Origin of the sequence: Streptomyces sp. NPDC057697, assembly GCF_042799335.1 — a bacterium.
Lineage (GTDB): Bacteria > Actinomycetota > Actinomycetes > Streptomycetales > Streptomycetaceae > Streptomyces.
The window spans coordinates 300,485-323,297 of the sequence record NZ_JBHVJA010000001.1; the positions used below are offsets into that span (position 1 = coordinate 300,485).

General features: G+C 70.8%; 18 protein-coding genes. 2 read left to right on the top strand and 16 right to left on the bottom strand.

Going from position 1 to position 22,813, the window contains the following annotated elements; all coding sequences use genetic code 11:
• Positions 1 to 22 precede the first annotated feature (22 nt).
• Positions 23 to 3,172 (top strand): isoleucine--tRNA ligase, encoded by a 3,150-nt coding sequence (gene ileS, locus ACFVFH_RS01375; protein ID WP_383761758.1) that lies wholly within the window; start codon positions 23 to 25, stop codon positions 3,170 to 3,172.
• 498 nt (positions 3,173 to 3,670) lie between these two features.
• Here the strand turns inward: ileS and ACFVFH_RS01380 are convergent, their stop codons facing one another.
• From ACFVFH_RS01380 to rsmH, 16 genes are all read right to left on the bottom strand, one after another.
• A complete protein-coding gene (locus ACFVFH_RS01380) occupies positions 3,671 to 4,804 on the bottom strand; it encodes a DivIVA domain-containing protein (RefSeq protein WP_383761760.1) in 1,134 nt (377 codons plus the stop codon).
• Positions 4,805 to 4,853: 49 nt separating this feature from the next.
• Positions 4,854 to 5,138: a YggT family protein gene (locus tag ACFVFH_RS01385; RefSeq protein ID WP_383761763.1), complete on the bottom strand. Its 285-nt coding sequence runs from the start codon at positions 5,136 to 5,138 to the stop codon at positions 4,854 to 4,856.
• 70 nt (positions 5,139 to 5,208) lie between these two features.
• Positions 5,209 to 5,826, bottom strand: a complete 618-nt coding sequence (locus ACFVFH_RS01390; RefSeq protein WP_018104459.1) for a cell division protein SepF — start codon at positions 5,824 to 5,826, stop codon at positions 5,209 to 5,211.
• A 126-nt stretch (positions 5,827 to 5,952) separates the two neighbouring features.
• On the bottom strand, positions 5,953 to 6,672 hold the full coding sequence (locus ACFVFH_RS01395; RefSeq protein WP_383761765.1) for a YggS family pyridoxal phosphate-dependent enzyme: 720 nt from the start codon (positions 6,670 to 6,672) through the stop codon (positions 5,953 to 5,955).
• A 6-nt stretch (positions 6,673 to 6,678) separates the two neighbouring features.
• Positions 6,679 to 7,419 (bottom strand): peptidoglycan editing factor PgeF, encoded by a 741-nt coding sequence (gene pgeF, locus ACFVFH_RS01400; RefSeq protein WP_383761767.1) that lies wholly within the window; start codon positions 7,417 to 7,419, stop codon positions 6,679 to 6,681.
• Positions 7,416 to 8,633 carry a cell division protein FtsZ gene (gene ftsZ, locus ACFVFH_RS01405; protein ID WP_383761770.1) on the bottom strand — a complete coding sequence of 406 codons (1,218 nt, stop codon included), beginning with the start codon at positions 8,631 to 8,633 and terminating at the stop codon, positions 7,416 to 7,418. The genes pgeF and ftsZ overlap by 4 nt, the downstream gene beginning before the upstream one ends.
• 276 nt (positions 8,634 to 8,909) lie before the next feature.
• A complete protein-coding gene (locus ACFVFH_RS01410; RefSeq protein WP_383761772.1) occupies positions 8,910 to 9,704 on the bottom strand; it encodes a cell division protein FtsQ/DivIB in 795 nt (264 codons plus the stop codon).
• Positions 9,705 to 9,754: 50 nt separating this feature from the next.
• Complete coding sequence (gene murG, locus ACFVFH_RS01415; RefSeq protein WP_383761775.1) at positions 9,755 to 10,849, bottom strand: undecaprenyldiphospho-muramoylpentapeptide beta-N-acetylglucosaminyltransferase; 1,095 nt, start codon at positions 10,847 to 10,849, stop codon at positions 9,755 to 9,757.
• Positions 10,850 to 10,855: 6 nt separating this feature from the next.
• Positions 10,856 to 12,310 (bottom strand): putative lipid II flippase FtsW, encoded by a 1,455-nt coding sequence (ftsW, locus tag ACFVFH_RS01420; protein WP_383761778.1) that lies wholly within the window; start codon positions 12,308 to 12,310, stop codon positions 10,856 to 10,858.
• An 84-nt stretch (positions 12,311 to 12,394) separates the two neighbouring features.
• Entirely contained in the window at positions 12,395 to 13,828 is a 1,434-nt protein-coding gene (gene murD / locus ACFVFH_RS01425) for a UDP-N-acetylmuramoyl-L-alanine--D-glutamate ligase (RefSeq protein ID WP_383761781.1), read from the bottom strand.
• The gene (gene mraY / locus ACFVFH_RS01430) at positions 13,810 to 14,880 is read right to left on the bottom strand and encodes a phospho-N-acetylmuramoyl-pentapeptide-transferase (protein ID WP_383761784.1); all 1,071 of its coding nucleotides are present in this window, start codon (positions 14,878 to 14,880) and stop codon (positions 13,810 to 13,812) included. The genes murD and mraY overlap by 19 nt, the downstream gene beginning before the upstream one ends.
• Entirely contained in the window at positions 14,877 to 16,283 is a 1,407-nt protein-coding gene (gene murF / locus ACFVFH_RS01435; RefSeq protein ID WP_383761786.1) for a UDP-N-acetylmuramoyl-tripeptide--D-alanyl-D-alanine ligase, read from the bottom strand. Before murF ends, mraY begins: the two co-directional genes overlap by 4 nt.
• A gap of 4 nt (positions 16,284 to 16,287) precedes the next feature.
• Positions 16,288 to 18,015: a UDP-N-acetylmuramoyl-L-alanyl-D-glutamate--2,6-diaminopimelate ligase gene (locus ACFVFH_RS01440; protein ID WP_383761789.1), complete on the bottom strand. Its 1,728-nt coding sequence runs from the start codon at positions 18,013 to 18,015 to the stop codon at positions 16,288 to 16,290.
• 18 nt (positions 18,016 to 18,033) lie between these two features.
• Positions 18,034 to 20,016 (bottom strand): penicillin-binding transpeptidase domain-containing protein, encoded by a 1,983-nt coding sequence (locus ACFVFH_RS01445; protein ID WP_383761792.1) that lies wholly within the window; start codon positions 20,014 to 20,016, stop codon positions 18,034 to 18,036.
• 4 nt (positions 20,017 to 20,020) lie between these two features.
• Positions 20,021 to 20,677 carry a septum formation initiator family protein gene (locus ACFVFH_RS01450; protein ID WP_383761794.1) on the bottom strand — a complete coding sequence of 219 codons (657 nt, stop codon included), beginning with the start codon at positions 20,675 to 20,677 and terminating at the stop codon, positions 20,021 to 20,023.
• Positions 20,678 to 20,729: 52 nt separating this feature from the next.
• Positions 20,730 to 21,695: a 16S rRNA (cytosine(1402)-N(4))-methyltransferase RsmH gene (gene rsmH / locus ACFVFH_RS01455; protein WP_344516374.1), complete on the bottom strand. Its 966-nt coding sequence runs from the start codon at positions 21,693 to 21,695 to the stop codon at positions 20,730 to 20,732.
• Positions 21,696 to 22,075: 380 nt separating this feature from the next.
• Here rsmH and ACFVFH_RS01460 point away from each other — a divergent pair, with 380 nt between their 5' ends.
• Entirely contained in the window at positions 22,076 to 22,633 is a 558-nt protein-coding gene (locus ACFVFH_RS01460) for a beta-class carbonic anhydrase (RefSeq protein ID WP_383761797.1), read from the top strand.
• Positions 22,634 to 22,813 lie beyond the last annotated feature (180 nt).

Sequence of the window (22,813 nt, forward strand, 5' to 3'; positions counted from 1 at the left end):
GTCCGCCGGAGGAAGTCCGCCCATGACATCGCCGCAGTACCGCCAGGTACCCGCCCAGGTCGACCTGCCCGCACTGGAACACGCCGTGCTCGATTTCTGGCGTGACAGCAAGGTCTTCGCCAAGAGCCTCGAACAGTCCGAGGGCCGCCCCGAGTGGGTCTTCTACGAGGGCCCGCCCACCGCCAACGGCATGCCCGGCGCCCATCACATCGAGGCCCGCGTCTTCAAGGACGTCTTCCCCCGCTTCCGGACCATGCAGGGCTACCACGTCGGTCGCAAGGCCGGCTGGGACTGCCACGGACTGCCGGTCGAGCTCGCGGTCGAGAAGGAGCTGGGCTTCAACGGCAAGAAGGACATCGAGGCGTACGGCATCGCCGAGTTCAACGCCAGGTGCCGCGAGTCCGTGACCCGCCACACCGACGCGTTCGCCGAGCTCACGACCCGTATGGGCTACTGGGTCGACCTCGACGACGCGTACCGCACGATGGACCCCGAGTACGTCGAGTCGGTCTGGTGGTCGCTGAAGGAGATCTTCGGCAAGGGCCTCCTGGTCCAGGACCACCGCGTCGCCCCCTGGTGCCCGCGCTGCGGCACCGGCCTCTCCGACCACGAGCTGGCCCAGGGCTACGAGACCGTCGTCGACCCCTCGGTCTTCGTCCGCTTCCCGCTCACCTCCGGCCCGCTGGCCGGCGAGGCGTCCCTGCTCGTCTGGACGACGACCCCCTGGACCCTGGTCTCCAACACCGCCGTCGCCGCGCACCCCGACGTCAGCTACGTCGTCGCGACGAACGGCGACGAGAAGCTCGTCGTCGCCCGGCCGCTCGTCGAGAAGGCGCTGGGCGAGGGCTGGGAGCTCACCGGCGAGAGCTTCACCGGCCGCGAGATGGAGCGCTGGACCTACGAGCGCCCGTTCACCCTGGTGGACTTCCCGGCCGAGGCGCACTACGTGGTCAACGCCGAGTACGTGACGACCGAGGACGGTACGGGTCTGGTCCACCAGTCCCCCGCGTTCGGCGCCGACGACCTCCTGGTCTGCAAGGCGTACGGACTGCCGGTCGTGAACCCGGTCCGTCCCGACGGCACCTTCGAGGAGGACGTGCCGCTGGTCGGCGGGGTCTTCTTCAAGAAGGCCGACGAGACGCTCACCGAGGACCTCGCCGCCCGCGGCAAGCTCTTCCGGCACGTCCCGTACGAGCACAGCTACCCGCACTGCTGGCGCTGCCACACCGCGCTGCTCTACTACGCGCAGCCGTCCTGGTACATCCGTACGACCGCCATCAAGGACCGGCTGCTCCAGGAGAACGAGAAGACCAACTGGTTCCCGGACTCGGTCAAGAACGGCCGCTTCGGCGACTGGCTGAACAACAACGTCGACTGGGCGCTGTCCCGCAACCGCTACTGGGGCACCCCGCTGCCGATCTGGCGCTGCGAGGACGACCACCTCACCTGCGTCGGTTCGCGCGCCGAGCTGAGCGAGCTCACCGGCACCGACCTCTCCGGTCTCGACCCGCACCGTCCGTTCATCGACGAGATCACGTTCACCTGCTCGCACGAGAACTGCCAGCTGGAGGCGTACCGCGTCCCGGAGGTCATCGACGCCTGGTACGACTCGGGTTCGATGCCGTTCGCGCAGTGGGGCTACCCGTACAAGAACAAGGAAGTCTTCGAGAGCCGCTACCCGGCGCAGTTCATCTCGGAGGCCATCGACCAGACCCGCGGCTGGTTCTACACGCTGATGGCGGTCGGCACCCTGGTCTTCGACAAGTCGTCCTACGAGAACGTGGTCTGCCTGGGCCACATCCTCGCCGAGGACGGCCGCAAGATGTCCAAGCACCTGGGCAACATCCTCCAGCCCATCCCCCTCATGGACCAGCACGGCGCGGACGCGGTGCGCTGGTTCATGGCGGCGGGCGGCTCCCCCTGGGCGGCACGCCGCGTCGGCCACAACACGATCCAGGAGGTCGTCCGCAAGACCCTCCTGACGTACTGGAACACGGTCGCCTTCCAGGCCCTGTACGCCCGTACGTCCGACTGGGCCCCCTCCGAGGCCGACCCGGCCCCGGCGGACCGCACGGTCCTGGACCGCTGGCTGCTGAGCGAGCTCAACGCACTGGTGGACCAGGTCACGCAGGCCCTGGAGGGCTACGACACCCAGCGCGCCGGCAAGCTCCTGTCCGCCTTCGTCGACGACCTCTCCAACTGGTACGTACGCCGCTCGCGCCGCCGCTTCTGGCAGGGCGACAAGGCGGCGCTGCGCACCCTGCACGAGGTCATCGAGACGGTGACCCGGCTGATGGCCCCGCTCACCCCGTTCATCACCGAGCGGGTCTGGCAGGACCTGGTCGTCCCGGTCACGCCGGGCGCCCCCGAGTCGGTGCACCTCTCGGGCTGGCCGAAGGCGGACCCGTCGGCGATCGACCCCACCCTCTCCACCCGGATGGCGCTGGTCCGCCGTCTGGTCGAGCTGGGCCGGGCCACGCGTGCCGAGTCCGGTGTGAAGACCCGTCAGCCGCTGTCCCGGGCGCTGGTCGCGGCGGCCGGCTTCGAGTCGCTCTCCCCCGAACTGCACGCGCAGATCACGGAGGAGCTGAACGTCTCCTCGCTGGCCTCCCTCTCGGAGGTCGGCGGCTCGCTGGTCGACACCACGGCGAAGGCGAACTTCCGGGCGCTCGGCAAGCGGTTCGGCAAGGGCGTCCAGGCGGTGGCCAAGGCAGTCGCGAACGCCGACGCGGCGGCCCTCTCGCTGGCCCTGCGGGCGGGCACGGCCTCGGTGGAGGTCGACGGCGAGACGGTCACCCTCTCCCCCGACGAGGTCATCATCACGGAGACCCCGCGCGAGGGCTGGTCGGTGGCGTCCGACTCGGGCGCGACGGTCGCCCTGGACCTGGAGATCACCCCGGAACTGCGGCGCGCGGGCCTCGCCCGTGACGCGATCCGCCTCATCCAGGAGGCCCGCAAGAACAGCGGCCTGGACGTGGCCGACCGCATCGCCGTCCGCTGGGCCTCCACCTCCCCGGCCACGGCGGAGGCCCTGACCGAGCACGCGACCCTGATCGCGGACGAGGTCCTGGCCCTGGACTACGCCCAGGGCGAGGCGGACACGACGTACGGCGAGCCGTTCGAGGACGAGGGCCTGTCCCTGGTGTTCCGCCTCCGCAAGACGGAGCGGTAACCCGAGAAGCCGAATGAGGAGGGCCCGCCCGGACACCATTCCGGACGGGCCCTCCTCCTGTTCCCCGCCTTCGCGCCCGGCCCACGAGTTCTCACCCGACCCACGAGCCTCCCCTCAACCCCTTTCAGGGCCCCGCCCCAACTCCGCCCAGGCCCCGCTCCGACCGCCCCTGCTCTTTCCGACCGCCCCGGTCCCCTCCATCCCCTCCGGCCCCATCCAGCCGCCCCGGCCCCTCCCATCCCCCCGCTCCTCCAGCCCCTCCGGCGATGGAGGAGCGGGGTCCGGGGCAGAGCCCCGGTTTCGGGAAGGGGCGGGTAGGGGAACAGCCCCGCGCAGCGGCCCCCACCCCGCACCGCCCACACCACCCCCGCCGACACACCCGCACCCCCGCCCCACACCCACACCCACACCCGGACGCAAAAGGGCCGGGCCCCGGGGAAACCCCGGGGCCCGGCCCTCAGCCTGCCGACGGCTACGCGCTCAACGCGCGCACCCGGCTCAGTTGTCGTCCTCGTCGATCAGGAACCCGCGCATCGGCGAAGGAGCCTGCTGCATCGGCTGCGGCGCCTGCGGCCGCACCGGCGCCATCGGCTGGGTCATCGCCGGCGACATCTGCTGCTGGCCGCCGTACGAGGGCCCACCGCCCATGGACGGGTTGCCGCCCATCGGCTGGTTGCCGTGGCTGCCGCCCATGGAGTGCCCCATGGCACCCGCACCGGCCGGAGCCAGCGAGGGCGACGGCGGCAGCGAAGCGGTCGCCGGGGTCCGCGGCGGAGCCAGCGAGTCGTCCGCCTGGGTCTCCAGCTGACGCAGCTGGCTCTCCAGGTACGACTTCAGACGGGTCCGGTACTCGCGCTCGAAGCCGCGCAGGTCCTCGACCTTGCGCTCCAGCGTCGCGCGGGCCGACTCCAGCGAGCCCATCGCCACGCGGTGCTTCTCCTGCGCGTCCCGCTCCAGGGCGTCCGCCTTGGCACGGGCGTCCCGCTCCAGGCCCTCGGCGCGGCTGCGCGCCTCGCCGACGATCTTGTTGGCCTCGGAACGGGCCTCCGCGATCGCCTGGTCGGCGGTCTGCTGCGCGAGCGAGAGGACACGGGCGGCGCTGTCGCCACCGGGGCCCTGACCGGGCTGCTGCATCTGCGGCTGCTGCATCTGCTGCATCTGCTGCTGCGGGGCGTGACCACCCATGGGGCCACCCATCGGGCCCCCCATGGGGCCGCCCTGCATCGGGCCGGGGCCGTGCGGGCCCTGCGGACCGGGGCCGTGCGGGCCCTGGGGACCAGGACCGTGACCGCTGGGACCGGCGGGCAGCTGCGGAGCACCACCGGGCAGCTGGGGCGGACCCATCTGCGGCGGCTGCTGCTGCTGGACCGGCGGACCCGATATGGCGGCGGGCACAGGCGCCCCGGGCCGGTCCTGCGGCTCCGGCTTGCGCATGCCCTGCTGCTGGTTCTGCGCGGCGGCACGCGTTGCGGCGGCCAGCTTCGCGCGCAGATCCTCGTTCTCACGGAGCAGGCGGGTCAGCTCGGACTCGACCTCGTCGAGGAAGGCATCGACCTCGTCCTCGTCATAGCCTTCTCGGAGGCGGACGGTCGTGAACTGCTTGTTCCGCACGTCCTCAGGAGTCAGCGGCATCTCTTCTTCACCTCTACGTAGTCGTCGGCAGTCGGCAAGACCGTATCGCTCACAGCCTGATCACGATGCCGATCAGGATGTAGACGATGATCATCAGAACGAAGAAGGACAGGTCGAGTGCCACGCCCCCGAGACGCAGCGGCGGAATGAACCGCCGCAGAAGCTTGAGCGGTGGATCGGTGACAGTGTAGGTGGCCTCAAGTATGACCACCATCGGCTTGCCGGGCTGCCATGAACGTGCGAACTGGAAGACGTAGTCCATGACCAGCCGGAAGATCAGCACGATGAGGAAACACATCAGCGCGATATAGACAACCTGCACTGCGACGCCCATTTCGCGCTTCCCTCTCCCCTGGCTCTCGTAGCTCCGGCCTCGCGGCCGGGTTGTTCCCGGTGTCGTGTTCTCAGCTCTGGTTGAAGAATCCGCCCTCAGCGATACGGGCCTTGTCCTCCGCCGTGACATCGACGTTAGCAGGCGACAACAGGAACACCTTCTGCGTCACACGCTCAATGCTGCCATGGAGCCCGAAGACGAGTCCTGCGGCAAAGTCGACAAGTCGCTTTGCATCCGTATCGTCCATCTCCGTGAGATTCATGATCACCGGAGTGCCCTCACGGAAGTGTTCCCCGATGGTACGGGCCTCGTTGTACGTCCGGGGGTGCAACGTGGTGATGCGGTAGGGCTCCCGCTCGGACACGACCTTGGGCATGATCACCGGTGCGTTCTTCTCCATGTTCGGGCGTTCAGGTGTGATGGATGCCACGGGTGCGATCCGGGCGGGTCGTTCTCTTTCCGCCGGGATCTGAACCGGCTCCCGCTGCGCGGGAGGCTGCACCGCTCGTACCGGTTCGTCCCGTTCCCGGTCCCGCTCCACCTGATGTGCGGGCTGGTGCCGCCGCCGGTCGCGCTCCGGCTCCGGCTCGGGTTCGAATTCGTCGTCGGGGTCGAACCCCGGACCGTCGTACCCATCGTCCTCCACGAGGCCGAGGTAGACCGCCATCTTGCGCATCGCGCCGGCCATGCTCCGAGTCCTCCGCTCTGTGGTGGATCGGCATCTGTCACCAAGTGCCCCGCGATCCACTGAGGTCTGCCCGCCATAGGCGGGAATGACCATATTTTCTGCTGTGGTCCGACCTGCTTGGCGACGTTACCCGAGCCCGGGTCGGACTCCGAGTACCGCCGTACCGACGCGCACATGTGTCGCCCCGGCCGCGACCGCGTCCTCGAGGTCCGCGCTCATCCCCGCGGAGACCATGTTCGCAGCAGGATGGTTCCCGCGCAGGCGGGATGAGAATTCCATCAGCCGGTCGAAGGCGGCCCGTTGCCGTCCCGCGTACGGTCCGGCGAGCGGTGCGACGGTCATCAGACCGTCGAGCCGCAGCCCCGGCGCGGAATCGACCGCGGCGGCCAACTCCTCGATCCCGTCCGGCGCGACGCCGCCCCGGTCGCCCCGCTCGCCGCTCTCCGCGTCGAGTGCCACCTGAATGAGGCAGCCGAGTTCACGGTCTTCGCGCACGGCGGCCGCCGAGAGTGCGGTGACCAGTCTGACTCGGTCCACCGACTGCACAACATCGGCATAACTCGTCACAGAACGAACCTTATTCGTCTGCAATTGACCGACAAAGTGCCAGGTGAGCGACAGATCCGCGCATTCGGCTGCCTTGGGAGCGGCGTCCTGGTCACGATTCTCCGCGACATGACGCACACCCAGTTCATGCAGAATCCGCACATCACTCGCGGGGTAGGTCTTGGTGACCACGATGAGGGTCACCTCGTCCCGGGGGCGTCCGGCGGCGGCACAGGCGGAGGCGATACGTTCCTCCACCCGCGCCAGGTTTGCGGCGAGTTGAGCCTTGCGTTCCGTCATGCCCTATCAGTCCAACCAGACATATCCGGCGAGCCGCCCGGTGGTGCGGTCGCGGCGGTACGAGAAGTGGTCACGCGATTCGAGGGTGCAGACCGAGGAGGCCCGCCGGTCCACGACCCCGAGCGCTTCGAGCTGGGCGTGGACCCCGGCGGTGACATCCACGGCCGGAGTGCCCCAATTGGTCTCGGACCAGGCGGCCGGGACCTCGCGCGCGACCTCGTCGCGCATGTCGGCCGGGACCTCGTAGCACCGCCCGCAGACCGCCGGCCCGGTACGGGCGACGATCCGGGAGGTGTCGGCGCCGAGCCCGGTCATGGCCTCGACCACGGCGGGGACGACCCCGGCGACCAGCCCCGGACGGCCCGCGTGCGCCGCCGCCGCGATACCGGCGACCGGATCGGCGAGCAGTACGGGGGTGCAGTCGGCGGTGAGCACGGCGAGCGGAAGCCCGCGCCGGGCGGTCACCACCGCGTCCACCGCGGGGATCCGCGAGGCGTCGCCCCACGGCCCGTCGACGACCGCGACATCCCGCCCGTGCACCTGGTTCATCCAGACGACCCGCGCCGGGTCGAGGCCGAGGCCCCGGGCGGCGCGCTCGCGATTGGCCAGAACGGCGGCGGGGTCGTCTCCGACCGCGCCGCCGAGGTTGAGCTCCGCGTACGGAGCGGCGCTCACTCCGCCCCACCGGTCGGTGAAGGAGAAGTGGGCGCCGCCCGCCGAGGACAGTGCGTCGTGCTGAGCTATCACTTCAAGAAGTCCGGAACATCCAGCTCTTCGGCCTGGGAGTCCTGGTACGCGGGACGGGCCGGCGGGACGTGCGGCGAAGCGACCGGCGGCAGGTGGCTCTCGCTCACCACCGGTACGGACTCCGCCTGGGCCGGCGGCTCCTCGCGGGTGGGCACGGAGCCCAGCCCACCGGTCTGACGCACGGGCTCGGGGGTCCGGACCGGGGCGGCCGGCTCCTCGCGCTTGGCGGAGTTGGCGCCCAGGACGTTCTCCCGGCGGGCCGGCGGCTGTCCGCCGTCGAAGCCCGCGGCGATCACGGTGACGCGCACCTCGTCGCCCAGCGCGTCGTCGATGACCGCGCCGAAGATGATGTTCGCCTCGGGGTGCGCCGCCTCGCTCACCAGCTGGGCGGCCTCGTTGATCTCGAAGAGACCGAGGTCGCTGCCGCCGGAGATGGAGAGCAGGACACCGCGGGCGCCGTCGATGGACGCCTCCAGGAGCGGCGAGGAGATCGCCATCTCCGCGGCGGCCACCGCACGGTCGTCGCCCCGGGCCGAGCCGATGCCCATGAGCGCCGATCCGGCCTCGGACATGACCGACTTGACGTCGGCGAAGTCGAGGTTGATCAGACCCGGCGTGGTGATCAGGTCGGTGATGCCCTGGACGCCCGAGAGCAGTACCTGGTCGGCCGACTTGAACGCGTCGAGCACGCTGACCTGGCGGTCCGAGATGGACAGCAGCCGGTCGTTGGGGATGACGATGAGGGTGTCGACCTCTTCGCGGAGCTCGGCGATGCCGTCCTCCGCCTGGTTCGCGCGTCGTCGGCCCTCGAAGGTGAACGGGCGGGTGACCACGCCGATCGTGAGGGCGCCGAGCGAGCGCGCGATGTTGGCGACGACGGGTGCGCCGCCGGTGCCGGTGCCGCCGCCTTCTCCGGCGGTGACGAAGACCATGTCGGCCCCCTTGAGGACCTCCTCGATCTCCTCACGGTGGTCCTCTGCCGCCTTGCGACCGACTGCCGGGTTGGCGCCGGCGCCAAGGCCGCGGGTGAGTTCGCGGCCGACGTCGAGCTTGACGTCGGCGTCGCTCATCAACAGGGCTTGCGCATCAGTGTTGATCGCGATGAACTCGACGCCCTTGAGACCGACCTCGATCATTCGGTTGATGGCATTGACACCACCGCCGCCGACACCGATGACCTTGATGACTGCGAGGTAGTTCTGCGGTGCTGCCACGTCGAAGGCCTCTCGCCTCGAGTTACGTGTCGTCGCTTGGCGGTGATCCCGCCGCGACGACGGATGCCGATTGGGACGGTCCGAACGCCGACCCAAACCCTAACGTTCAAGTTTAGGGTTACCAGTGTGTCTGCTTCATGGACTCTTCCGAACAGGACACTAAGTCGACAAGTGGCGCACGTTCAACGAACACGCCGAACCTCCCGTTTTTCTTTTCACCCTATGTGATCACCCGTAGCGCTGACCAACCAGGGTGCTGGCCAGGCCAAATGTGCGTCAACTGCCCGACGCGGCAGGGGCGGTGGGTGCACTCACGTCGAAGTGTCCCGCTTTGGGAGCGGCTTTCATGAGAGCGGTGAGGACTTTCGCCTTCACCGGACCCGCTTCGCCGCTCCCCCAGACCACCGTGCGCCCCCGGGTGAGTTCCAGGGAGATCGAGTCGTACGAGGTGACCCGCACGATTCTGGTGTCCTTGGCGACGCCGCCCGGGAGTTCGCCCGCGACCCGGACCGCTTCCCGCACCAACCGGGCACTGCCGAAGCGGCGCAGACTCGCGGACTGATCAGGTTTCAGTTCCAGCAGAGGCACGCGTCCGGGCGATTTGTCCACTGTTGCGAAACGCACGCCTTTCGCGTCCACTTCAATGAACTTCGCACCCTTTTTGATCAGCAGGACCGGCTGTCGTTCGGTCACCTTAAGTCCGATTCCGTGCGGCCATGACCGTACGACATCCACGGAATCGATACGAGGCAACTTCTGGCGCAATCGGGACGCGATCGCGTCGGTGTCCACGGAGATCAGCGGCGCCCCGATCGGGACCGCCGCGGCGTCCTCCACCTCGCCCGGGGTCAGTACGTCGACGCCGGTGACCCCGACGCGTTCGGCCCGGAGCCAGGAGGAGCCGTAGAGCGCCCACACGGCGCCGGAGGCGAGCAGCAGCGTGAGCACGCCGCTCACGATCAGCGTTCTGCGACTGGGCAGTTTGCGCCCCTCGGGGCGCGGGCGCGGCGGGCGGGCCGGGGAGTCCTGCTGCTGCCCTGCTCCGCGCTGGGCGGTCGTCGGTCCGGCCACGCTCGCTCCTTATGCCGGGTCCGGGGGCGCCGCCCCCGGACCCGTCCGCCTCACGCGCCTCGGCGTGCGGAAATCGCCTCGTACACCATGCCGACGAGCAGGTCGTCGGCGTCCCGGCGGCCGAACTCGGCGGCGGCGCGGGACATCTCGTACAGCCGGTGCGGATCCGCGAGCACCGGGAGGACGTTGCCCTGCACCCACTCGGGGGTGAGCGCCGCGTCGTCCACCAGCAGACCGCCGCCGGCGTTGACCACCGGCTGGGCGTTGAGCCGCTGTTCGCCGTTGCCGATGGGCAACGGGACATATGCGGCGGGCAGCCCGACGGCGGAGAGTTCGGCGACGGTCATCGCGCCGGCGCGGCAGAGCATCATGTCGGCCGCGGCGTACGCGAGATCCATCCGGTCCACGTACGGTACCGGGATGTAGGGCGGCATCCCGGGCATGTTGTCGACACGCGGCAATTCGTTCTTCGGTCCGACCACGTGCAGGATCTGGATGCCGGAGCGCTGGAGCAGCGGCGCGACCCGCTGGACCACCTCGTTGAGGTGCCGGGCGCCCTGCGAGCCGCCGGAGACCAGCAGCGTCGGCAGGTTGGGGTCGAGGCCGAACGTGGCGCGCGCCTCGGGGCGGACCCGGGCCCGGTCCAGGGTGGCGATGGTGCGGCGCAGCGGGATGCCGATGTAGCGGGCGCCGCGCAGCTTGCTGTCGGGGGTGGAGACGGCGACGCCGTGGGCGTACCGCGAGCCGATCTTGTTGGCCAGGCCGGGGCGGGCGTTGGCCTCATGGACGACGATCGGCACCCCGGCGCGCTTGGCGGCGAGGTAGCCGGGCAGGGCGACATAGCCGCCGAAGCCGACGACGCAGTCCGCCTTGGTGCGTTCGAGGATCTGCTCGGCGGCCTTGATGGTGCCGCGCAGCCGTCCCGGCACGGTGATCAGCTCCGGGGTGGGCTTGCGCGGCAGCGGCACGGCCGGGATCAGGGCGAGTTCGTACCCCCGCTCGGGTACGAGCCTGGTCTCCAGTCCGCGCTCCGTGCCGAGGGCAGTGATTCCCACGGTCGGGTCCTGCCTGCGCAGGGCGTCCGCGAGGGCAAGCGCGGGCTCGATGTGGCCGGCGGTCCCCCCACCTGCGAGTACGACATGCACCGAAATTCACCGCTCTCCGGACGGACGCTTCTTGACGCGCCGTCTCATCGTCTTCCATCTCACCCCGGGTCTCCGCACGGCCAGGGCCGCCTTCGCCGCGGGATCCTCTCGCGCGAACGCGATCAGCAGCCCGACGGCGAACATGGCCGGCAGCAGGGCCGATCCTCCGTAGGAGAACAGCGGGAGCGGGACACCGGCGATCGGCAGCAGGCCGAGCACCGCACCGATGTTGATCACGGCCTGCACCGTGATCCAGGTGGTCACACCTCCCGCGGCGTACCTCACGAAGGGGTCCTCCGTGCGTCCGGCCACGCGGATACCCGCATAGCCTAGAGCCGCGAAGAGGGCGAGTACCGACAGCGTCCCCGCCAACCCCAGTTCCTCCCCGGTGATGGCGAAGATGAAGTCGGTGTGCGGTTCAGGCAGTTGACCCCATTTTTCCACACTCGCACCGAGCCCGGAACCGAACCATCCGCCGGATGCCAGAGCATAGATGCCGTGCACCGCCTGCCAGCAGGAGTCCCCCGGACCCGGCTCGCTGGCGCCGATGCAGGCGAGCCTGGACATCCGGTTCGGACTGGTCTTGATCAGCAGGAAGGCGATCAGCGCGGCGAAGCCGAGCACCCCGCCGAAGAGCCGGGTGGGCGCACCGGCCAGCCAGAGCAGTCCGAACAGGATCGCGGTGAGAATGATCGCAGTGCCCATGTCGCCGCCGAGCATGATCAGCCCGAGGAGCATGAAGGCCACCGGGACGAGCGGGACGAGCAGGTGTTTCCACTGCGTCAGCAGCCGCTTGTCCTGTTTGCGGGCGAGCAGGTCCGCGCCCCACAGGACCAGGGCGAGCTTGCCGAACTCGCTGGGCTGGAGCTGGAAGGGGCCGCCCAGGTAGAGCCAGTTCCGGTTGCCGTTGACCGACATCCCTATCCCCGGCACCTGGACCAGCACCATCAGGAAGACGGTTCCCATGAGCATCGGGTAGGCGAACGCCCGGTGCAGTCTGGCGGGCATCCGGGCGGCGAGCGCCATCAGTCCGGCGCCGATGACGGCGGCGAGGAACTGTTTACGGAAGAAGTAGGTGCCCGGTTTGTCCAGCTCCAGGGCCTTGATCATCGAGGCGGAGTAGACCATCACCAGGCCGAGCACGGTGATCAGCAGGCCCGCGCCCAGGATCAGGTAGTACGCGGTCAGAGGGCGGTCCCAGGCCCTGCGCATCCGTTCCTGGAGCCGCCGCGCACCGCCCCGGGGAGCGCGCGGGCCACCGCCCGCGGCGCGGCCCTCGGAGCGCGGGGCCGCGGGGCGCCGGGAGCCGGCGGCCGAGCGGACCCTGAGGGCGGCGCCGAGCGGCACCGGGGCGCCCGCGCCCGCCCCCGCGAGCAGGGGCGGGGCGAGTGCCCGGCTGATCGCCTCGGCGGCCCGTGAGCGGACCTCACGGGGCCGGGCGGAGCTCTCTTCGGCCGGCATTGTCGCTGTCCCCTCCACTGCTCGTACCCGGGACCGCCGCCGAGGGCCGACGGCCGTGACGGTACGGCGCGGGGGCCGGGCCCGTCAGGCGCTCTCGGCGGTGAGTGCGCGGACCGCGTCCGCGAACGCCTCGCCCCGCTTGTTGTAGTTGACGAACATGTCCATCGAGGCGCAGGCCGGGGCCATCAGTACGGTGTCTCCCGGCCTGGCGAGCCGTGCCGCCTCGCGGACCGCCTCGGCCATCGCCCCAGTGTCGGTCCGGTCGAGGTCGACGACCGGGACCTCGGGGGCGTGTCGCGCGAGGGCTTCGCGGATCAGTTCCCGGTCCCGGCCGATCAGGACGGCGCCCCGCAGCCGCCCGGCGGCCCCGGTCACCAGCTCGTCGAAGGTGGCGCCCTTGGCGAGGCCGCCGGCGATCCAGACGACCGGGTCGTACGCCGCCAGGGAGGCTTCGGCGGCGTGGGTGTTGGTGGCCTTGGAGTCGTCGACGTACGCGACCCCGGCGACGTCCGCGACCTTCTCGATGCGGTGCGGGTCGGGGCGGAAGGCCCGCAGCCCGTCGCGCACGGCTGCGGGCTCGACGCCGAAGGCGCGGGCCAGGGCCGCCGCCGCGAGGGCGTTGGCGATGTTGTGCGGGGCCGGCGGGTCGATGTCCTCGACCTCGGCGAGCTCCTGGGCCTGCTTCTGCCGGTTCGCCACGAAGGCGCGGTCGACGAGGATGCCGTCGACGACACCCAGCTGGGACGGGCCCGGGGTGCCCAGGGTGAAGCCGATGGCCCGGCAGCCCTCCTCGACGTCGGCCTCGCGGACCAGCTCCTCGGTCGCCGGGTCGGCCGCGTTGTACACGCAGGCGACCCGGTTGCCCTCGTAGACCCGGCCCTTGTCGGCGGCGTACGCCTGCATGGAACCGTGCCAGTCGAGATGGTCCGGTGCCAGGTTGAGGACGGCGGCGGAGTCGGCGCGCAGCGAGGGCGCCCAGTGCAGCTGGTAGCTGGACAGCTCGACGGCGAGCACGTCGTACTCCTGGTCGCCGAGGACGGCGTCCAGGAGCGAGACGCCGATGTTGCCGACGGCCGCGGTGCGCAGTCCGGCCGCCTCCAGGATCGAGGCGAGCATCCGTACCGTCGTGGTCTTGCCGTTGGTGCCGGTGACCGCGAGCCACGGGGCCGCGCCGGGCCCCCGCAGCCGCCAGGCGAGTTCGACGTCGCCCCAGACGGGGACGCCCGCCGCGGCGGCTGCGGCGAAGAGCGGCTTGTCGGGCTGCCAGCCCGGCGCGGTGACGACGAGCTCGGTGGACTCGGGCAGGGTCGCCCCGTCGCCGAGGCGCACGGTGATCCCCTGCGCCTCCAGCTCCGCGGCCTGCGTACGGGAACGTTCGTCGTCCCCGTCGTCGACCACCGTGACGACGGCCCCGAGGCCGCGCAGCACCTTGGCCGCGGGGATTCCGGAGACCCCGAGTCCCGCGACGGTGACGTGCTTGCCCTGCCAGTCCTGGTTGCTCACTTCTCGGCTGCCCATCCCGCGTAGAAGAGTCCGAGGCCGACGATCACGCACATGCCCTGGATGATCCAGAAGCGGACCACCACAAGGACTTCGGACCACCCCTTGAGTTCGAAGTGGTGCTGGAGCGGCGCCATGCGGAAGACCCGCTTGCCGGTCATCTTGAAGGAACCGACCTGGATGACCACGGACATGGTGATCATCACGAAGAGGCCGCCGAGGATGGCCATCAGGAACTCGGTGCGGGAGCAGATCGCCAGACCGGCGAGGGCGCCGCCGAGGGCGAGCGAACCGGTGTCACCCATGAAGATCTTGGCGGGCGAGGTGTTCCACCACAGGAAGCCGAAGCAGGCCCCCATCAACGCCGAGGCGACGACCGCGAGGTCGAGTGGATCGCGTACCTGGAAACAGGCGTTGGGGTTGGTCAGGGTCTCCGCGTTGACGCAGGACTCCTGGAACTGCCACAGCCCGATGAAGGTGTACGCGCCGAAGACCATCACCGAGGCGCCGGTGGCCAGACCGTCCAGACCGTCCGTCAGGTTCACGCCGTTGGACATGGCCAGGATCATGAACAGCGCCCAGACGACGAACAGCACCGGGCCGATCGACCAGCCGAAGTCCGCGACGAACGACAGCCTGTCGGAGGCCGGGGTGTTGCCGTGCTTGTCCGCGAACTGGAGCGAGAGCACCGCGAAGGCGATGCCCACGATCAGCTGGCCCGCCATCTTCGCCTTGGCCCGCAGACCCAGCGAACGCTGCTTGACGATCTTGATGTAGTCGTCGAGGAAGCCCACCAGGCCCATGCCGGCCATCAGGAAGAGCACCAGCACGCCGGAGAATCGCATCTCCTCGCCGGTGATCAGCTTCGCCGCGACGTACGCGATGATCGTCGCCAGGATGAAGGCGATGCCGCCCATGGTGGGCGTGCCCTTCTTCGACCCGTGGGTACGCGGGCCGTCGTCCCGGATGAACTGCCCGTATCCCTTGCGGGCCAGCAGCTTGATCAGCAGCGGAGTTCCGACCAGGGTCAGAAAGAGCCCGATGGCCCCCGCGAAGAGGATCTGCCTCATCGGCCGGCGACCTCGCCCTCGGACGCGTTCTCCAGCAGTGCCATGGCGACCTGCTCCAGGCCGACCGACCGGGACGCCTTCACCAGCACGACGTCTCCCGGGCGCAGTTCACTGCGCAACAGGTCGACCGCGGCCTGTGCGTCGGACACGTGCACCGACTCCTCACCCCACGAACCCTCGTTGTATGCGCCCAGTTGCAGCCAGGAGGCCTCTCTGCCCCCGACCGCGACGAGCTTGCTGACGTTGAGCCGGACGGCGAGCCGTCCGACCGCGTCGTGCTCGGCGAGCGAGGCGTCGCCGAGCTCGGCCATCTGGCCGAGCACCGCCCACGTGCGACGGCCCTTCCCCATGGCGACCAGCGCGCGCAGCGCGGCTTTCATGGATTCGGGGTTCGCGTTGTAGGCGTCATTGACGAACGTCACGCCGTCCGGACGCTCGGTGACCTCCATGCGCCAGCGGGAGAGGGTGCCCGCCTCGGAGAGCCCTTCGGCGATCTCGTCTGCGGACAGGCCCAACTCATGGGCGACGGCGGCCGCGGCGAGCGCGTTCGACACGTGGTGCTCACCGTACAGGCGCATGGTCACGTCGCTGCACCCGGTGGGTGTGTGGAGCTGGAAAGCGGGGCGTCCGTCCTCGGTGAGACGGACCTTCTCGCCCCGTACGTCCGCTTCCGCGGCTTCCCCGAAGAGCAGCACGCGGGCCTTCGTACGGGAGGACATCGCGCGTACGAGCGGGTCGTCGGCGTTGAGCACGGCGACGCCGTCCTCGGGCAGCGACTCGACCATCTCGCCCTTGGCCTGGGCGATCTGCTCCCGGCCGCCGAACTCGCCGATGTGGGCGGTGCCGACGTTGAGGACCAGACCGACGCGGGGCGGGACGAGACCGGTGAGGTAGCGGATGTCCCCGATGTACCGTGCACCCATTTCGAGGACGAGGTGACGGGTGTCCTCGGCGGCGCGCAGCGCGGTGAGCGGCAGGCCGATCTCGTTGTTGAGGTTGCCCGCCGGGTAGACGGTGGGCCCCTTGCGTTCGAGGAGCTGGGCGATGAGGTCCTTGGTGGAGGTCTTGCCCGCGGAGCCGGTGAGGGCGACGACGGCGGTGCCGAGGCGGCCGGTGACGGTGCGGGCGAGCGCGCCGAGCGCGGCCACGACGTCGTCGACGACGATCGCGGGAACACCGACGGGGCGGGTGGCCAGCACGGCTGCGGCACCCGCCTCGACGGCGCGCTGGGCGTAGTCGTGTCCGTCGACGCGCTCGCCGGCGAAGGCGACGAACAGACTGCCTTGTTCCACCTTTCGGGAGTCGATGACGACGGGCCCGCTGACGGTTGCCGCCGGATCGGGTATGTCGTGCGTCTGCCCGCCGACGATTTCGGCGATCTCGGCGAGGGAAAGGGTGATCACTCGGTCATCCCTGACTGTTGTTCTCGTGGGTGTGGGCGCGGTGACCGGCACTCTCGGTGCGCCGGTGCCCCAGGGACTGCTCGATGGCCGCGCGCAGGACCACGCGGTCGTCGAAGGGGCGTACCACGCCGTGGATGTCCTGGCCCTGCTCGTGGCCCTTGCCGGCGACGAGCACGGTGTCACCGGGCTCGGCGCGGGCCACCGCGGCGGCGATGGCGGCGGCCCGGTCGGCGTCGACCAGGACGTCGCCCCGCTCGTGGACGGGCACCTCGGCGGCGCCCGCGAGCATGGTGGCGAGGATTCCGAGGGGGTCCTCGGAACGGGGGTTGTCCGAGGTCAGTACGGCGGTGTCGGCGAGGCGGGCCGCGGCGGCGCCCATCGGGCCGCGCTTGGTGGTGTCGCGGTCGCCCCCGCAGCCGAGGACGATGTGCAGGCTGCCCTCGGTGACCTTCCGCAGGGAGCGCAGCACGGATTCGACGGCGTCGGTCTTGTGCGCGTAGTCGACGACCGCGAGGTACGGCTGTCCGGCGTCGACCCGCTCCAGGCGTCCGGGCACGCCCGGCACGGCCGCGACCCCGTCGGCCCCGGTCTGCGGGTCGATGCCCGCGACGGCGAGCGTGACGATCGCGGCCAGGGTGTTGGCGACGTTGAACGGGCCGGGCAGCGGGGCCCTGGCGTCGATCCGCTCGCCCTTGGGGCCGACGACGGTGAAGGTGGAGCCGAGCGGCCCGACCTCGACGTCCTCGGCGCGCCAGTCGGCGTCCGGGTGGCCCTCGGCGGAGAAGGTGACGACCGGGACGGATGCCTCGGTGATCAGCCTGCGGCCGTACGCGTCGTCGAAGTTGACGACGCCCTGCCGGCTGCGCCGGGGGGTGAAGAGCTGTGCCTTGGCCTGGAAGTAGTCCTCCATCCCGGAGTGGAACTCCATGTGTTCCGGGCTGAGGTTGTTGAAGACCGCGACGTCGAAGACGCAGCCGTCGACCCGGCCGAGCACCAGGGCATGGCTGGAGACCTCCATGGTCACCGAGTCGACGCCGCGCTCGCGCATGACGGCGAACAGGGCCTGGAGATCGGTGGCTTCGGGGGTGGTGCGCTCGGACTTGATGCGCTCGTCGCCGATCCGCGTCTCCACCGTGCCGATGAGCCCGGTGGCGCGGCCCGCGCCGCGGAATCCTCCCTCGATCAGATAGGCGGTGGTGGTCTTGCCGGACGTTCCGGTGATGCCGATCCGGAGGAGGTCGGCACCGGGCCGTCCGTAGATCTCGGCGGCGAGCTCACCCATCCGGCCGCGCGGGTCCTCGATGACCAGCACCGGGAGCCCGGTGGCGGCGGCGCGTTCGGCGCCCGCCGGGTCGGTGAGGATCGCCGCGGCGCCGAGGTCGGCGGCCTGGGCGGCGAAGTCGGCGCCGTGGAAGCGGGCGCCCGGCAGGGCCGCGTAGACGTCGCCGGGGCGTACCGCCCGTGAGTCGTGGGTGATGCCGGTGACCTCGCCGGTTCCCGGCGGCTCGACTCCCAGCCGGGCTGCCAGTTCACCGAGCGCGGTGGGCTCGATCCGGTCCGGACGGGGCGCTCCCGGGTAGTTCACGGGGGCGGCCTTCTGGGTGGTTCGGGAGTGATCAGCGTGGGGCACGGCGGTGAGCGTACCGGGCGCACCCGGCCTCTCGCGAAGTGAGGGGCCGGGGTTCCGGTGGTTCTCGTTCCGGTTCCCGGGATCGGGCGTGATGGTTGTCACTGGATGGTTTCCCCGAGTTCACTCGCCGGGCTTGAAGGACACCGGCAGCCGGGCTGGCTCGCTGCCGGACGGTGGGGTCTGGAGGGTCTTGAGCGCGAACTCCATGACCTGCTTGTAGATCGGTCCGCAGATCTGGCCGCCGAAGTAGCTGCCCTTGGTCGGGTTCTGGATCGCGCAGTAGACGGTGATCTGCGGGTCGTCGGCGGGGGCGAAGCCCGCGAAGGACGCGGTGTAGCCGTGGTAGCCGCCGCGCACCGGGTCGACCCGGTTGGCCGTACCGGTCTTGCCCGCCACCCGGTAGCCCGGGATCTTGGCCTTCGTCCCGGTGCCCTCCTCGTCGCCGACCACCGACTCCAGCATGGAGGCGAGCGTCTTGGCGGTCCTGGCGCTGACCACCCTGGTCCGTTCGGGCGGTGCGGCGGCCTCGAAGCGGCCGTCGGCGCCCCGGGTGCCGCGTACCAGCGTGGGCGTGACGCGGACCCCGTCGTTGGCGATCGTGGAGTAGATGGAGGCGGCCTGCATGGCGTTGAGCGAGAGGCCCTGGCCGAAGGGGATCGTGTACTGCTGCGAGGTCGACCAGTCCCCGGGCTTGGCGAGGATGCCGGGGGTCTCGCCCGGGTAGCCGAGTCCGGTCGGGGAGCCGATCCCGAACTTGCGCAGGTAGGAGTAGAGGACCTTGTTGGCCTGGGCCTGCGTCTTGCCCAGTTCGCCGGTGGCCAGGATGGTGCCGATGTTGCTGGACTTGGCGAGTACGCCGTTGAGCGTCAGGTACCAGGTGGCGTGGTCGATGTCGTCCTTGAAGAGCCGGTCGCCGCGGTGCAGCCGGTTGGGGACGGTGACATGGGTGCCCGGGGTGGCGGCCCCCTCCTCCAGCACCGCGGCCATGGACATGACCTTGCTGGTGGAGCCGGGCTCGTAGACGTCCTGGAGGGCCGCGTTGCCCAGGGAGGCGGCGTCGGCCTGCGAGAGGTCGTTGGGGTCGAATCCGGGCGCGTTGGCCATGGCGAGCACCTCGCCGGTCCTGGTGTTCTGGACGATCACATAGCCGCGGTCGGCCTTGGACTTCTTCACCTGGTCGGCGATGGCCTGCTGGGCGGCCCACTGGATGTCGCGGTCGATGGTCAGCTCGATGTCGGCCCCGGGGACGGCCGGGACCTCCTTGGTGCCCGCGGTGGGCACCCGCCGGCCGCCCGCCTGGGCGTACCTGATCTTGCCGTCCTCGCCCGCGAGCTCCTTGTCCAGCTGCGATTCGAGGCCGCCCGCGCCCTTGCCGTCGGCGTTGACGTAACCCAGTATCCCGGCGGCGAGACCTCCGTTGGGGTAGACCCGTTTGGTGGTCGCCTCCTGGAAGACCCCGGCCAGCACATTGGCTCCGGCGCCGCCGCCCGCCCGGTCCTTGGCCGCCTTCTCGGCGAAGACGGACTTCAGGTCCTTGATCTGGTTCCAGACCTGCGGGGTCCGGCGGCGGGCCAGGACGACGTATCGGCCCTTCCCGGACAGCTTCCGGGTCAGCTCGGCGGCGTCCGTACGGAGGATCGGGGCGAGGAGCGCCGCCGCCTGCCGGGGCGCGTCGGGGGCCTTGCTGAAGCCGGGCGTGAACATCGAGGGGTCGGCGGTGATGTTGTACGCGTCGACGCTGGTGGCCAGGGCGATTCCGCTGCGGTCGGTGATCTCGCCGCGCTCGGCGGAGATCGTGTAGCTGAGGTAGCGGTTCTCCTTGGCCTTGGCCGCGTACGCGCTGGCGTCGACGGCCTGGACCTGGAGCAGCCGGACGACGAAGGTCAGCATGACCAGCGTCAGCGCGAGGCCGACCAGCCGGAGCCGGGGCCGCGGGCTGCCGAGCCGCAGCCGGTTCGGGCCCCGGCCGCCCGCCGGGCGGGGGCGTGGTGCCGGGGAGGACCCGCGGCGGGCAGCGGGCCTCGGGCGCCCCTGGCCGCCGCCGGCGCCGCGGGGGCGCGCGGGGCCGGGGACTCGGCGGCGCGGTGGATCCTTGGGCGGCACTGCGTCACCTGCCGGGGCTCGTCGAGGGCGTGTCTGCCGGGGTGAGCGCCCCGGCGGGCGGGGGCGTGAAGGTGCTGGGCTGCGCGGCGGCGCCCGGCCGGCCGAACGAGGGCGCCGAGGCCGGATCCATCGCTGCCGGAGAGGGTGCGACCTGGGTGGTGACCGGGGGCGGGGCGCCGGTGGCGGACGCGGTGGCGGTCGTGGTGGGCGTGGCCGCCGTGGACGCGGTCGCGCCGGGCGCCGCCGGTGGGCTGCTCTTCGGCTGCGGCGGGGTGGGGGTCGGGGTCGGCTCGGCCGTGGTCTCGGCGGGTACGCCCCGGACCGTGCCGTCCGGATTCAGGAAGGCGGGGCTGCCGCCGGGCACCATGCCCAGTTCGCGGGCCCGCCGCTCCAGGGCGTCCGGCTTGGAGAAGTTGTCGACGTCGTGCTGGAGGGCCTGTTGCTCGTCGGTGAGCCCGGTGGTCCGCTTCTTCAGCTCGCTCAGCCTGAACGACCCTTCGTTGAGGGCCGAGTTGAGCACCAGGAGCGTGATCAGGCCGCCGCCGAGCAGCACCACGACCAGCAGGACGAAGGGCGTACGGGCCGCGTTGCTGGGCCCGGACGGCATCAGCCGGACGAGCCGCGCGGCGCGTCCTCTCAGCTGTCCGGCCGGTCCTCTCACCGCGCCGCCCCGTGCCTCGTCATCGGTGTCCGGCCCTCCGGTCGCGCGACGCTCATCGCTCCTCCTCGCGGATCCGCTGGGCACCGCGCAGCCGGGCGGGGGCGGCGCGCCGGTTCTCGGCGACCTCCTCCTCCGTGGGCAGCTCCGCGCCGCGGGTCAGCAGCTTCAGCCGGGGCTGGTAGCGCTCGGGGACGACCGGCAGGCCGGGCGGCGCCGTGGTGGCGGCGCCCGCCGCGAACACCTGCTTGACCAGCCGGTCCTCCAGCGAGTGGTACGAGAGGACGGCGATGCGGCCGCCGACCGCGAGGCTCCGCACGGCGGCCGGAATGGCCCGCTCCAGGACGGTGAGCTCGCCGTTGACCTCGATGCGCAGCGCCTGGAAGGTCCGCTTGGCGGGGTTGCCGCCGGTGCGCTTGGCGGCCTGGGGCAGCGAGTCGCGGATCAGCTCGACGAGCCGGGCGCTGTTGCTGAACGGCTCCTTCTCGCGCTCGCGCACGATCGCGGAGACGATCCGTTTGGCCTGCTTCTCCTCGCCGTACGCCCGCAGGATCCGGACCAGCTCGCCGGGCGGATAGGTGTTGAGCACCTCGGCCGCGCCGATGCCGGTCGTCTGGTCCATCCGCATGTCGAGCGGGGCGTCCTGGGCGTAAGCGAATCCGCGGTCCGCCTCGTCCAGCTGCATGGAGGAGACACCGAGGTCGAACAGGACGCCCTGGACCTTCGGGGTGCCGAGCCTGTCGAGCACCTCGGGCAGCTCGTCGTAGACGGCGTGCACCAGGGTGGCCCGGTCGCCGTACGGGGCGAGCCGCTCGCCGGAGAGCCGCAGCGCCTCCTTGTCCCGGTCCAGCGCGATCAGGCGCGCGGACGGGAAGGCGGAGAGCAGCGCCTCGCTGTGCCCGCCGAGGCCGAGGGTGCAGTCGACGACCACGGGCGCCTGCGGCCCCGGCGCCTCCAGAGCCGGGGCCAACAGGTCCAGGCACCGCTGGAGCATCACCGGGACGTGTCGGGTCTGGCTCATGCGCCCTCTCAGGCTCAGGTCCCGTGTGGCCGCACGTACGGCCTGGTCCCCGCCCGCTCAGAAGGGGAGGTCGACAGGCGCCGGGGAAGGGGCGCCGGCCGACCGGCGAGCGGGAGAGGGCCGGGCCCGTACGTACGCCGCACACACAGGGGAAATCTTCGGAATGTGCAGGGTGTCGGTAACTTCCCGTCACTTTAGTCCACCCTGCCATTCGATCGATTCCCGATCAATCAACCCGGCTGCGCGTCGCCCCGCCCCCTGTTCACCCGCTCGAACCAGTGCTGCGAGGCTTGTGGGTTGCCTCACAACAAGACCCGATGACGTTCTTTGTCCCTTCCCACAGCACGACGGGAGGAGGTGCGGGAGCTAACGTCATAGCCATGTCGACTTCTGCGCACTCCACCGCCGGCCCCTCCACGACCGACCGGACGCTCACCGGGAGCACGGTCACCGACGACCTCGTCGAGGCGAACGTCCGGTACGCCGCCGGATTCGAGGACCCGGGCATGGACGCCAAGCCCGTGCTGCGCGTGGCCGTGGTCGCCTGCATGGACGCCCGGCTCGACCTGCACGACGCCCTCGGCCTGTCCCTCGGCGACTGCCACACCATCCGCAACGCGGGCGGCGTGGTCACCGACGACGTGATCCGTTCGCTGACCATCAGCCAGCGGGCCCTCGGCACCCGCAGCGTCATACTGATCCACCACACCAACTGCGGTCTGGAGTCGATCACCGAGGAATTCCGCCAGGAGCTGGAGGCCGAGGTCGGCCAGCGTCCGGTCTGGGCGGTCGAGGCGTACAAGGACGCCGACCAGGACGTACGGCAGTCGATGCAGCGGGTGCGCACCTCTCCCTTCCTGCTCCACACCGATGACGTCCGCGGCTTCGTCTTCGATGTGACCACCGGTCTGCTGCGGGAGATCCTTCCCACCTCCTGACCGGCCGAATGCCGCCCTCCCGGAACCGAAAACCCCACCGAAACCGGCATATCGCCCTCGTTTGTCCACAGGCAAGTGACACGAAGCGGTAACGGCAACAAGAATGCGCATGTGACATCCCGCCGGACGTTTCCGGATGGGGTGTCCGTGTTTCGGGGTGGGCCGGACCGCTGCGCGCGT